The sequence below is a fragment of the Corynebacterium pacaense genome, assembly GCF_900169525.1.
Taxonomy (GTDB): domain Bacteria; phylum Actinomycetota; class Actinomycetes; order Mycobacteriales; family Mycobacteriaceae; genus Corynebacterium; species Corynebacterium pacaense.
Map to the genome: position 1 here is coordinate 1,258,071 of NZ_LT821240.1, position 12,534 is coordinate 1,270,604.

A 12,534-nucleotide genomic window follows, 5' to 3' on the forward strand; every position below is an offset into this window, starting at 1 on the left:
ACTCATTCTACGTCCGGGCAAAAACAAACGGACCCCCGCGTTTGAAGAAAACGAGAGGGTCCGTCCGCAGGCGTGCGGGTATCAGTCAACCACTGCGTTGGCCCCGACGGCGTGACCGAAGAGCTCGGGCAGGGTGTCGGTCCAGGCCCGGCGCAACTGCTCCACGGGGATGTCGACGGTGGTGTCCGCACCTGCGACCGTGACCGACTCCGAATCATCGCTGGCGCCCAGCTTGAGCACCGGCACGCCGAACTCGGCGGCGAGGTCAACCAGCTCCGCACCGCGATCGGTGGCGACGAGAATCCGGGAGGCGGATTCGGAGAAGAGCGCGGTGAACAGGTCGGGATGGACCAGGGACAGGTCCACGTTCAGGCCCTTGTCCGCGTGGATGGCGAGTTCCGCGAGGGTCTGACCCAGTCCGCCCTCGGACAGGTCGTGGGCGGCGCTGACCAGATGCCTGGCCGCGGCGGCGAGGAGCAGCTCCCCCAGGCTCTTCTCATTGGCCAGGTCCACCCGCGGCGGGAGACCGGAGAGACCGGCGCCGGAGACCTGCTGCCAGATCGAGCCTCCGAATTCATCGAAGGTTTCGCCGAGGAGGTAGAGCTCACCGGCCTCCCGCGGCAGCACGTTCCCGATGGAGTCATCGACATTGTCCAGGACACCGAGGACACCGACGACGGGGGTCGGCAGGATGGCCTCCTCACCGGTCTGGTTGTAGAAGGAGACGTTTCCGCCGGAGACCGGGATACCCAGTTCCCGTGATCCGTCGGCGATCCCGTGAACCGCCTCCCGGAACTGCCACATCACACCGGGATCCTCCGGGGAACCGAAGTTGAGGCAGTTGGTCACGGCCACCGGGCGTGCCCCGGTGGCAACGACGTTGCGGTAGGCCTCGGCCAGTGCCAGCCGGGCACCGGTGTTCGGCTCGAGTTTGGTGTAGCGACCCGAGGCATCCGCGGAGACCGCTACCCCGCGGTTGGTCGTTTCGTCGATACGCAGCACACCGGCGTTGGCATTCTTCGCCTGCACGGTATTGCCGCGGACGTAGCGGTCATACTGTTCGGTGATGAAGGCCCGCGAACTCAGTGCGGGGGAGGCCACCATGCGCAGCCAGGCCTCCCTGATCTCAGCGGCGTCGACGGGGCGGTCGATCTCGCCCTCGAGCTGGAGTTCATCCTGCCAGGAGGGCCGCTCGACGGGGCGGTGGTAGACCGGTCCCTCGTCGATGGTGGACGCCGGTGCGTCGATGACCGTCTCACCGCGGTGAATGACCAGGTAGCGGTCCTTCTCCTCGGTGACCACACCGATCTCGGCGCAGGTGACATCCCATTTGGCGCAGATCTCCCGGAAGCGCGCGACGTTCTCCGGGGTGACCACCGCACACATGCGCTCCTGGGATTCGGAGGCGAGGATCTCCGCGGCGGACATGTTCTCCGCACGCAGCGGGACGGCGTCGAGGTTGACGGTCATTCCGCCGTCACCGGCGGCCGCCAGTTCGGAGGTGGCGCAGGCCAGCCCACCGCCACCGAGGTCCTGGATGCCCACGACCACGCCCGCACTGTAGAGCTCGAGGCAGCATTCGATCAGGACCTTCTCAGCGAAGGGGTCGCCGACCTGGACGGCGGGGAGCTTGCGTTCCTCGCCCTCCTCGAAGGATGCGGAGCCGAGGACGGAGACGCCACCTATTCCGTCGAGGCCGGTGCGGGAGCCGAAGAGCATGACCTTGTTTCCGGCACCTGAGGCGAAGGCGAGCTTGAGATCCTCGACCTTCAGCGTTCCCACGCACAATGCGTTGACCAGCGGGTTGCCCGCGTAGGACTCGTCGAAGACGGTTTCCCCGCCGATATTGGGCAGCCCGAGACAGTTGCCGTAGTGGGAGATGCCGTCAACGATTCCGGGAAGGACACGCTGGGTGTCCGGCGCATCGGCGGGACCGAAGCGCAGCTGGTCCATCACGGCGATCGGACGGGCACCCATGGCCATGATGTCGCGGACGATACCGCCGACGCCGGTCGCCGCCCCCTGGTGGGGTTCGACGAAGGAGGGGTGGTTGTGCGATTCCACACGGAAGGTCACGGCATTGCCATCCCCGATATCCACCACGCCGGCGTTCTCGCCGATACCGGCCAGGATCTTGCTACCCATCTCCTCGGTGGTGGTCTCACCGAAGTAGCGCAGGTGGACCTTGGAGGACTTGTAGGAGCAGTGTTCGGACCACATCACGGAGTAGACGGTCAGTTCGGCGTCGGTGGGACGACGACCGAGAATGTCCCTGATACGTGCGTACTCGTCCTCTTTCAGCCCGAGTTCGGCGAAGGGCTGGACGAGGTCGGGATTGGCTGTCGCCGCCTCGACAGTGTCATTGAAGGTTGTGCTCATGTTTTCTTGGGACTCCTTAGGCGGCGATTTGACCGACGGCGGACAGGAACAGCTCGAGGCCATCCAGTGACGGGCCGGTGAGCTTTTCGACGGCGTGCTCCGGGTGCGGCATCAGACCGACCACGCGGCCGTCGGCGCTGCTCACGCCGGCGATGGCGTTGAGGGAACCGTTGAAGTTGTCGGTGTACCGGAAGACAACCCGGCCCTCCTCCTCAAGCATCCTGATGGTGTCCGGCGCGGCCTGGAAACGGCCCTCTCCGTGCTTGGAGGGCACCAGGATGTGCTGCCCCTCCGTGAAGGTCGATGTCCATGCGGTGGTGTTGTTGACCACCTCGAGGTAGGTGTCCACGCAGTGGAAGTGCAGACCCTGGTTGCGGGTCAGTGCGCCGGGCAGCAGTCCCGCCTCGGTGAGAATCTGGAATCCGTTGCAGATTCCGAGCACGGGCATGCCCCTGTGCGCCGCCTCGACCACGGATCGCATGACGGGGGCGATGGCGGAGATGGCACCGCTGCGCAGGTAGTCGCCATAGGAGAAACCACCGGGAACCACCACGGCGTCCACGCCCCGGAGATCGGAATCGGCGTGCCAGAGGCTGGTGACCTCGGCACCGGCGATACGCGCCGCGCGCGCGGCGTCGACGTCGTCGAGGGTGCCGGGGAAGGTGATGACACCGATGTTCGCGGTCACTTGGCGACCTCTACTCCCACAACATCGAAATCCTCGATGACGGTGTTGGCGAGGAGTGTCTCCGCGATCCTGCGAAGGTCCGCGTCGGTGACGGAATCGTCGACCTCGAGCTCGAAGCGCTTCCCCTGACGGACGTCCAGGACACCCCTCACCCCGATACGACCCAGGGCGCGGTGTACCGCCTGTCCCTGGGGATCCAGAATCTCTGCCTTGGGCATGACGTTGACTACTACACGGGCCACGGTATTTTCCCTTTACTTAAAGCGTTGGGCGACGGTGTACTACGTGGACAAGTGTAACCGGAGAAACTGGTACAACCTAGCCAGCCTTTATACAGGCAGATTCGCCTCAATTGCTGCGATGACGGCGTCATCCTCGGGATCCACGGTGGGCGCGAAACGGGCGATGGTAACACCCTCCGGGTCCACCAGGAACTTCTCAAAGTTCCATTCGATATCACCCCCGTGCCCGTCCTCGCGTGGCTGCTTCTTGAGCTCGGTGTACAGGGGATGCTCGTGTTCACCGTTGACGTCGAGCTTTGCCAGCAGCGGGAAGTCCACCCCGTAGCGCTCGCGGGCGAAGGCGCACACCTGCGCATCGGTGCCGGGCTCCTGGTTGTTGAACTGGTTGCAGGGCGCGCCGATGATGAACAGGCCCCGTTCACGGTAGTCATCGAAAAGCCGTTGCAGTCCCTCGTACTGCGGCGTCAGTCCGCATTCGGAGGCGACGTTGACAACCAGCAGCAGGTGCCCCGCCCAGGTTGCCATGGTGGTGGTCGTGCCGTCGTTAAGCGTGATGCTCTGCTCGTGGATGCTCATGCGACCCCAGACTAGCGCCTTGCCTGAACCAACATGGAACAAATAAGCCACAACTAATGAAACTTTGGTGTCCTCCGGGTAAACCCGCAGGCGACCGCGGCCCCCACCGGGCAGCGTTGCCCATTCACAGGTAAAAGATAAGTCTTGCCCACCCCTCCCATCCAGATCAAAGGCCCATTGAACCCATGAACCACCCCAGAGCGCACGCACTGGCTCTCGCCATCGCGGGAGTCACAGTGACCAAACTCCTGTGCGTCCCCCACGCCGGCGCGGCACCGGACAACTCCCTGCCGGTCATCTCCGAGGTCTACGGCGGAGGCGGCAACAGCGGTGCCGCATACTCGCATGATTTCATCGAACTCCACAACCCCGGTGGGGCGGATGTCGATCTCAGCGGCTGGTCGCTGAGCTACCACGCGGCGAACGGCAACCTCGGGGGCACCACCGCCCTGTCCGGAACCATCCCGGCCGGAGGCAACTTCCTGGTACAGCAGGCCGCCGGAGCAAACACCTCCCTGGCCGCACTGCCCACCCCCGATCTGATCGGTGGTGCAAACATCTCCGGCAGCCAGGGTTCGGTGAAGCTTCTCGACGCCTCGGGCACCGTGGCCGACCTCCTCGGCTGGGGCGACGCCACCCTCTACGAGGGCGCACCCGCGGCCAGGACCACCAACGCGACCTCGGTGCAGCGCCTCCCCGCGGACCGTGACACCGACGACAACTCGGTGGACTTCGAGATCGTCGCGCCCACCCCGCTCGCCGGCGGGTCCACCCCTCCGACCGAGACGGTGTCCCGGGCCATCGCCGACATCCAGGGCAACGGTCCATCCTCGCCGATCACGGGCCAGCGCGTGAGCACCGCGGGCGTGGTCACCGCGGTCTACCGGGAGGGCGGCTTCGCCGGCTTCTACATGCAGTCCCCGGGCTCCGGCGGCGGGGAAAGGTCCGCCGAACAGGCATCCGATGGCATCTTCGTCCACCTCGGCGACCGAGGCGACTACCCAGCGATCGGCGACTCCGTCACGGTCACCGGCGACGTCGCCGAATACTACTCAATGACCCAGCTCACCGGGGCCACCGTCGCACAGGCCCCGGAGGCCCTCGAGGCGGTGACCCCGATCACCATTGACACCCTGCCCGCGGGGGAAAAGGTCCGCGAAGCCTATGAGGGCATGCTGGTGCAGCCCACCGGTGACTACACCGTGACCAACAACTACGATCTCAACGCCTTCGGCACCCTCGGGCTGGCCGCCGGCACGCAGCCCTACCGCCAGGCAACCGATGTCGTCGCACCCGGTGAGGAGGCCACCAGGTTCGAGGACACGAACAGGGCCGAACTGGTCACCCTCGACGACGGCCGCTCACGCAACTACACCCAGTCCGACAAGAACACCCCCCTGCCCTGGATCGTCAGCGACGGCTCAACGATCACCCCGATCCGGACCGGGGACGCGGTCGATTTCACCCGGCCCGTCATTGTCGATTACCGCTATGACCTGTGGAACTTCCAGCCGACCACCCCGGTCACCGGAAACACCGCCTCCGCCGATCTCCCCATCAGCTGGAAGGATTCCCGTACGGCCGAGCTCGACGCCGTCGACAACGTCGCCGGCGATTTCCACATCGCCAGCTTCAACGTCCTCAACTACTTCACCTCCCTCGGCAGGGACAACAACTGCGGCTCCTACGCGGACAGGAACGGCGTCCCCGTGACCGCGCGCGACTGCGCCGTCCGTGGCGCCTACACCCCCGACGCACTGGCCGACCAGCAGGCGAAGATCGTCGCTGCGATCAACAGGCTCGACGTCGACGTGCTCGGGCTCGAGGAGATCGAGAACACCGCCACCATCACCGGCGATCCCGCACAGCGCGACCGTGCACTGAACACGCTTGTCGACGCCCTGAACTCAGCCCTGGGCACCGAACGCTGGGCCGCCGTGAAGTCCCCCACCAGCCTCGGCACCGATGAGGACGCGATCCGCGTCGCCTTCATCTATGACACCACCACCGTCACCCCGGTCGGCGAATCGCGCATCTTCGATGATCCCGCCTTCACGGGCACAGCCCGCCAGCCCCTGGCGCAGGAGTTCCGGCCGCTGGATCAGTCCGGAGAGTCCTTCGTCGGAGTGGTCAACCACTTCAATTCCAAGGGCTCGGTAAGCAACGGGGACGTCGACCGCGGCGATGGCCAGGGTGCCAACGCCACCATCCGGGTCGCCCAGTCCCAGGCACTGCTCGACCATCTCGAGGCACAGGGTGACTGGGCGGACAAGCCGGTGTTCATTCTCGGGGACCTCAACTCCTACTCCCGAGAGGACGCCATCTCCACCCTCCTCGGTGGCGGCTTCACCAACCTCGTTCAGGCACACGGCGGTGGGGACACCTACCAGTTCTCCGGACGCATCGGATCGTTGGACCACGCCCTGGGCAATGACGCCGCGAGTAGGCGTGTGGTCGATGCCGAGGTGTGGGACATCAACGCCGACGAATCCATCGCCTTCGAGTACTCCCGACGCAATTGCAACGTCGCGGATCTCTTCGAGGCGGACAGTGTCTTCCGCTCCTCCGACCACGATCCGATCAAGGTCGGTTTCAATCTCAAGAAGGCGGATGGGCCGGTTGACCCTGTGGATCCGGTTGACCCTGTGGATCCCACGGAACCAGGCAGCTCAGGAAGCTCGGCGGGCTCCGTGTTCGCGGTGGTGGCGGCCATCCTCGCCGCCCTCGGCCTCGGTGCCGCCTTCCTGGGGCAGCTCTTGCGCTAGCGGGACCGGGCGCCTTCCTGAGCCGCGGTGCTTCCGAATGCATCCGAATACCGGCTCGGCCTGGCACCCTCCTCGAGGGCTGCCAGGGCGGCGGCCCGGAAATCACGGATAACCTTGGGATTTCCCAGGTTGCGTGCGGACACCGACAACCGGATGGTGTTCCCACGCGCGGCTCCACGGCGTGCGGCCGCCATCACATTGGTGCGCCACCATTTCGCCGCACCGAATCCCTCGCCGACCGAGAGGTTGCGGCATGGGAGAAAACCCCCCGTTGCCAGATCATGCAGGCCCCTGGTGGACGCTGCGACGGAGAAGCCGAATTCGGGGAGAACGTCGAAGGTCCCCTCGGACAGGCGCCAGCGTGGCGGAGCGAAGACATCGAAGGTGAAGCCGATCTTCTCCATCTGCCGGATCGCGCCACTGAGCCTGAGCCTCGCCTCGTGCTGTGCCAGACTCGCGAACTCCGACCGCCTGCCCTGTACGGCCTGGTCGAAACCATTGAGTATGAGTTCATGGCCCGCGTCGCGGTGGGTATCGAGCCAGGAGCGGGTACCCGGATCCCTGGCCAGGCGCCATTCGCCGTCGATTCGCGGAGCGACAAGGAGACTGACCCCTATCCCGTCCGCGCGCAGGTCATTTACCAGAACCTCAGCGGCCGAACGGGTCTGGTCGAAGATGCTGGAAACTGAAACGAATAAACGGCCGGACATGCGAACCATTGTCGCACGTCCGGCCGTTCACGTCGCGTCAGACGCGGGGCCGAAAGACCGCTACGGGTCCTGCCTGTCCACGACCTTCACCGTGGACTCGCGCACCGGCGCGTGATCGTGGGGATCCTCCGCACTCTGCACGTAGGGGATCTTTCCGTCGAGCACATCGTGGGCGCGCTGCTTGTCCAACGTTCCGGTCCATTTGCCGACCAGGAGGGTGGCAACGGAGTTGCCGGCGAAGTTGGTCAGGGCGCGTGCCTCGGACATGAACTTGTCAATACCGACGATCACGTCAACGCCGTGGAGCAGCTCGGGACGGTGGGATGACAATCCGGCGGCAAGGGTCGCGATACCCGCACCGGAGACGCCCGCGGCGCCCTTGGACGCAACCATCATGAACACCAGCAGTCCGATCTGCTCGCTGATGGACATCGGCATGTTCATCGCGTCCGCAATGAAGATGGACGCCATGGTCAGGTAGATGGCGGTGCCGTCCAGGTTGAAGGAGTAACCGGTGGGCACCACGATGCCGACGGTGGACTTGTTCACACCGACGTGCTCCATCTTGGACATCAGGTTCGGCAGCGCCGACTCGGAGGAGGAAGTGGCGAAGATGAGCAGGAACTCGCGGCCGAGGTACTTCACGAGCTTGAAGATGGAGTAGCCGGTGAAGGTCTTGAGCACCAGGCCGAGGACGCCGAACACGAAGATGAAGCAGGTGATGTAGAAGGCTAGGATCAGGATGCCCAGCTGAACGACGGCGTCGAATCCGGTCTCACCGACCACACCGGCCATGGCACCGAAGGCGCCGATGGGTGCCAGCCACAGGATCCAGTTCAGGATCTTGAAGATGAGCTTCTGCATGTGGGAGACGAAATCGACGATCGGCTGCCCCTTGGGGCCGAGCGACTGTGCCGCGAAACCGACGAGGATGGCGATGAACAGGACCTGCAGCACCGATCCACTGGTGAATGCGGAGAAGAAGGTGTCCGGAATGATCGACTGGATGGTGCCGACCATGCCGCCCTTGTGCGGATCCGCGGTGGCGAACTGTGATTCGCCGCCGGTCGGGATGTTCAGTCCGCTGCCGGGTTCAATGAGGTTGCCCACCACCAGGCCCACGGCCAGGGCGAAGGTGGACATCGTGATGAAGTAGGCCAGCGCGATGCCGCCGGCACGGCCGACGGTGGCGGCTGCCCGAACTGAACCGATTCCGATGACGATGGTGCAGAAGATCACGGGCGCGATGATCATCTTGATCAGGCTGACGAACATGGTGCCCAGCACCTTGAGTTCCTTGCCCAGATCAGGGGCGACGAGTCCCACGGTGATACCCGCGATCAACGCGATGATCACCGCGATGTAGAGCCAGTGGGTCCGGTCCTTCTTGGCACCCGGGGGCGGCGTGCCCTTGCGCGCAGTGGCGTTGGCGGAACGGGCTGGTCCGCCCGCACCTTTTGAATTCTCCACGAGAAATCCTCATTTCGGGATGGAATAAGTCACAGCCAACACCAAGTGCCCCCTGCCCCAGAAAAAGTCCTGGATGGGGATCACTGATGTGGTCCACCACGGATCCGCCGTGATGTGGGAACGCGGCCGTCAATCCCCGGGACGGGGGTCGGCCTTAATATGTTCCCCTCGATTATCGACCCCCCTTTGCGCAGCACACAAATCAGCACGGCTGTGAGTCAACTCTCGAATCATGCTATCTAATGATGGTGCAGGTCACTGGAAAATACACGGGGGTGAAGCACGCTGAATATATCCACCCCCGTTCAGGCGGAAGTCACGGAATCCGGGGGTAGATACTTTGCTACTTACCCGGTTTTCCCGCCCACCGGATGCTCTCGGTCGCCTGATCGACCAGCCAGGCGTACTCAAAGGCTGTTTCGCGCCACTTTTCATAGCGGCCGGACACCCCACCATGGCCGGCCACCATCTCGGTCTTGAGCAGGAACTGCCCCCCGGTCGCGGTGGCACGCAACCTGGCGATCCACTTGGCAGGCTCGACGTAGAGCACCCGGGTGTCATTGAGCGAGGTCACCGCCAGGATATTGGGGTATCGCTCGGGCTTCACGTTTTCATAGGGCGAGTAGGAGGCCATGTAGTCGTAGACCCCCCTGTCATGCAGCGGGTCACCCCATTCATCCCATTCGATCACGGTCAGCGGCAGCTCCGGCATGAGCATCGAGGTCAGCGGATCGACGAAGGGAACGACCGCCTCGATCGCCTTGAAGCGATCCGGTGCCAGGTTCGCCACGGCGCCCATGAGCATTCCGCCGGCGGAACCGCCCTCGGCGACAAGCATCTCCGGGGTGGTCCGGCCCTGCGCGATCAGCACATCTGCGACGTCGATGAAATCAGTGAAGGTGTTCTTCTTCGTGGTCATCTTGCCGTTGTCGTACCATCCGCGGCCCATTTCACCGCCACCGCGCACATGGGCGACGGCGAAGACCATTCCACGGTCCAGCAGTGACAGCCTGGCCACCGAGAACCCGGGGTCGATGGATGACTCGTAGGATCCGTATCCGTAGAGGAGCGTGGGATGGGCGCTGCCCGGATCCAGATCCGCGCGATGGACCAGGGAGACCGGGATCCTTGCACCGTCGCGGGCGTCGACCCACAGCCTCGAGGCCGTGTAGTCCTCACGCCTGTAACCCCCCAGCACCTCCTGCTCCTTGAGCAGGGTCCGCTCACCGCTGGCGACACGGTAGTCGAAGAGCTGCGCGGGCGTGGTGAAGGAACCGTAGCTGATGCGGATCACCGGGGCGTCCCACTCCGGATTCCCCGAGGAGACGACCGTGTAGAGCTCCTCATCGAATTCGAGCTCCTCGAAGGTACCGAACCCGCCGTCCAGGCGCATGACGGCGATCCTGCCGATCGCCCCGGAGCGGTAGCCGAGGACGATCTGGTCGCGGTAGGTGTCCACACCCTCAATGCGGACGTCCTCACGATGGGGCACCAGCGGATCAAGGTCGGACAGCGTTGTGAGCTTATCGACGCCCACCCAGCCGACCTCAAAGTTGGCACCACCTGCATTGTGGGTGACCACCCAGATGTCGGCACCGTTGACCACTGCGTGGTCGACGTCGTACTCCCGCCCCGTTTCACGGGGGACGAGCACCCGGGGCTCCCCCTCCGGGTCGGTGAAGGGCAGCACCCGTACCTCGGAGGTGATCTTCGAGGCGCAGCCGAAAAGAATGTACTTCTCCGAACGCGAGGTGCCAACCCAGGTGGAGAATCGCTCGTCCTCCTCGCGGTAGACCAGCACGTCCTCCTCCACTGGGGTGCCGAGCCTGTGCCGCCAGACGGAGTCCGGACGCCAGGCGTCGTCGACCCGCTGATAGAAGAGATAGTCCTCGCCGACCCATGTGGCACCGTAGAAGATGCCCTCCAGGACGTCGTCAAGCAGCTGCCCGCTCTCCAGATCCCTGATCCTCAGCGTGAAGCGCTCATCACCCTCGAGGTCCGTGGAGTAGGCCAGGTAGCGGCCCGATGTGGTCACCGTCGAGGCGCCGATGGCGAAGAACTCATGCCCCTCGGCCAGTTCGTTGGCATCGAGAATGATCTGCTCCCCCTCGGCCGGTGTGCCCTCGGGTATCACCGGCGGGGTCCAGGCATCGGCCCCCGCGGCGACCGGGATCCGGCAGGAGTAACTGTAGCTCTTGCCCTCCTCGGTGCGCCCGTAGTACCAGTAGTCCCCCGACCGCACCGGAACGGACATGTCCGTTTCCTTCACCCGGGACTTGATCTCCCCGTAGATCTCCTCGCGAAGACCCTCCAGGTGCGCCGTCTCCTGCGCGGTGTAGGCGTTCTCCGCCTCAAGGTAGCCGATGGTCTCCGGGGAATCCTTGTCGCGCAACCACTCATAGTCATCCACGAAATCGGTGTCGTGGAAGGAGCGGGTGACGGGATGGCGTGGGGCAACCGGCGGTGTGATTCGATCAGCAGACATAGGTTCCGATCATAACCGCAGCCCCGCGCCGAGCGTGGACCGGTGTTAGACGCAGTGGCCGATCCACGCGGAGAAGCTCTTGCCGGAGATCAGTTCATAGGCCTCGATATAGCGCTCACGCGTGGCCTCGACCACCGATCCCGGCAGCGCGGGCGGGAGGGCCCCGCCGTCTTTGTTCCACCCCGATTTCGGACCGGTGAGCCAGTTGCGGACGAACTGCTTGTCAAAGCTCGGCTGCACCTGGCCCGGCTCATAGCCCGCGGCAGGCCAGTACCTGGAGGAGTCCGGGGTGAGTACCTCATCACCGAGCACGAGCTGCCCGTCTTCGTCGAGACCGAACTCGAATTTCGTGTCGGCGAGGATGACCCCGCGCTCACGGGCGATATCGGCGGCCCGGGTGTAGATGGAGATCGACGCCTCGCGCAGCTGATCGGCGCGTGCCCGACCGAGTTTCGCCTCCACGGCGTCGAAGGAGACGTTGACATCGTGGTCACCGATGTCCGCCTTGGTCGCGGGCGTGAAGATCGGCTCCGGCAGGCGGGAGGATTCGACCAGACCGTCGGGAAGCTTGATGCCGCAGACGGTTCCATCATGCTGATACTCCGTCAGACCCGAACCCGTCAGGTATCCGCGGACCACGCACTCGAAGGGGAGCATGCTCAGCTTCTCGCACACCATGGCACGCCCGAGCACCTCCTCCGGAATGCGGGGATCATCGATGGGGCCCGCGAGGTGGTTGGGGAAATCGATGGCATCGAAAAAGAACTGGCTCATGGCGGTGAGCACCCTGCCCTTGTCCGGGATCTCCGTCTCCAGAACAAAGTCATAGGCCGAGATACGGTCGGAGGCGACGATGAGGATGGTGCTATCGTCGATCTCGTAGATCTCACGGACCTTTCCGGCGGAAAGATGCTTGTACTGGGACAGTTCAGGACGCATGATTAGGAAGTCTAGACCGCCGGAGGTGCTGCGGAAAATCATATCCGCCTCCGAGCCACTTTTGCCTGGGAAATGAAAAAGCACCCGCCTGGAGGGCGGGTGCGATCCTAGTGGGAACTAGGAGGAGAGCAGGCCCCTGACAGCTCCGTAGAGTGCCTCGATGCCGTTGATGGCGTAATCCCAGATTCCCTCGAAAATGCCGAGGACGCCGTTGACGAGATCAGTAGCTGAACCCATAGTGTTCACCTTTCTATAGTGAGTACCGGACTCTGTTCTGCCC

Annotated in this window: 9 protein-coding genes; 1 reads left to right on the forward strand and 8 read right to left on the reverse strand. The window is 64.3% G+C overall.

The features are described 5' to 3' along the window. Positions 1 to 81 precede the first annotated feature (81 nt). From purL to B7E02_RS12875, 4 genes are all read right to left on the reverse strand, one after another. Positions 82 to 2,379 (reverse strand): phosphoribosylformylglycinamidine synthase subunit PurL, encoded by a 2,298-nt coding sequence (gene purL / locus B7E02_RS12860; protein ID WP_080796638.1) that lies wholly within the window; start codon positions 2,377 to 2,379, stop codon positions 82 to 84. 16 nt (positions 2,380 to 2,395) lie between these two features. After that, positions 2,396 to 3,067, reverse strand: a complete 672-nt coding sequence (purQ, locus tag B7E02_RS12865; protein WP_080796640.1) for a phosphoribosylformylglycinamidine synthase subunit PurQ — start codon at positions 3,065 to 3,067, stop codon at positions 2,396 to 2,398. Beyond that, a complete protein-coding gene (gene purS / locus B7E02_RS12870; protein ID WP_080796643.1) occupies positions 3,064 to 3,309 on the reverse strand; it encodes a phosphoribosylformylglycinamidine synthase subunit PurS in 246 nt (81 codons plus the stop codon). The genes purQ and purS overlap by 4 nt, the downstream gene beginning before the upstream one ends. An 87-nt stretch (positions 3,310 to 3,396) precedes the next feature. Beyond that, entirely contained in the window at positions 3,397 to 3,885 is a 489-nt protein-coding gene (locus B7E02_RS12875; RefSeq protein ID WP_080796645.1) for a glutathione peroxidase, read from the reverse strand. A gap of 185 nt (positions 3,886 to 4,070) precedes the next feature. Between B7E02_RS12875 and B7E02_RS12880 the strand changes: the two genes are divergently transcribed. After that, positions 4,071 to 6,650 carry an ExeM/NucH family extracellular endonuclease gene (locus B7E02_RS12880; RefSeq protein WP_080796647.1) on the forward strand — a complete coding sequence of 860 codons (2,580 nt, stop codon included), beginning with the start codon at positions 4,071 to 4,073 and terminating at the stop codon, positions 6,648 to 6,650. Here B7E02_RS12880 and B7E02_RS12885 read toward each other — a convergent pair. The 4 genes from B7E02_RS12885 to B7E02_RS12900 all read right to left on the reverse strand — a co-directional run bounded on the left by B7E02_RS12885 (position 6,647) and on the right by B7E02_RS12900 (position 12,254). After that, the gene (locus B7E02_RS12885; protein WP_080796649.1) at positions 6,647 to 7,360 is read right to left on the reverse strand and encodes a DUF2334 domain-containing protein; all 714 of its coding nucleotides are present in this window, start codon (positions 7,358 to 7,360) and stop codon (positions 6,647 to 6,649) included. The genes B7E02_RS12880 and B7E02_RS12885 overlap by 4 nt on opposite strands. A gap of 60 nt (positions 7,361 to 7,420) precedes the next feature. Further along, positions 7,421 to 8,830: a cation:dicarboxylate symporter family transporter gene (locus B7E02_RS12890; RefSeq protein WP_080796650.1), complete on the reverse strand. Its 1,410-nt coding sequence runs from the start codon at positions 8,828 to 8,830 to the stop codon at positions 7,421 to 7,423. A 343-nt stretch (positions 8,831 to 9,173) separates the two neighbouring features. After that, positions 9,174 to 11,315: a S9 family peptidase gene (locus B7E02_RS12895; RefSeq protein ID WP_080796652.1), complete on the reverse strand. Its 2,142-nt coding sequence runs from the start codon at positions 11,313 to 11,315 to the stop codon at positions 9,174 to 9,176. 45 nt (positions 11,316 to 11,360) lie between these two features. Further along, positions 11,361 to 12,254, reverse strand: coding sequence for a phosphoribosylaminoimidazolesuccinocarboxamide synthase (locus B7E02_RS12900; RefSeq protein ID WP_080796942.1), 894 nt, complete (start codon positions 12,252 to 12,254; stop codon positions 11,361 to 11,363). Positions 12,255 to 12,534 lie beyond the last annotated feature (280 nt).

Excerpts from the sequence above, each read along its gene's own strand:
- purL (WP_080796638.1), bottom strand. The coding sequence starts at position 2,379 with ATGAGCACAACCTTCAATGACACTGTCGAGGCGGCGACAGCCAATCCC.
- B7E02_RS12875 (WP_080796645.1), bottom strand. The coding sequence starts at position 3,885 with ATGAGCATCCACGAGCAGAGCATCACGCTTAACGACGGCACGACCACC.
- B7E02_RS12880 (WP_080796647.1), top strand. The coding sequence starts at position 4,071 with ATGAACCACCCCAGAGCGCACGCACTGGCTCTCGCCATCGCGGGAGTC.
- B7E02_RS12885 (WP_080796649.1), bottom strand. The coding sequence starts at position 7,360 with ATGTCCGGCCGTTTATTCGTTTCAGTTTCCAGCATCTTCGACCAGACC.
- B7E02_RS12895 (WP_080796652.1), bottom strand. The coding sequence starts at position 11,315 with ATGTCTGCTGATCGAATCACACCGCCGGTTGCCCCACGCCATCCCGTC.
- B7E02_RS12900 (WP_080796942.1), bottom strand. The coding sequence starts at position 12,254 with ATGCGTCCTGAACTGTCCCAGTACAAGCATCTTTCCGCCGGAAAGGTC.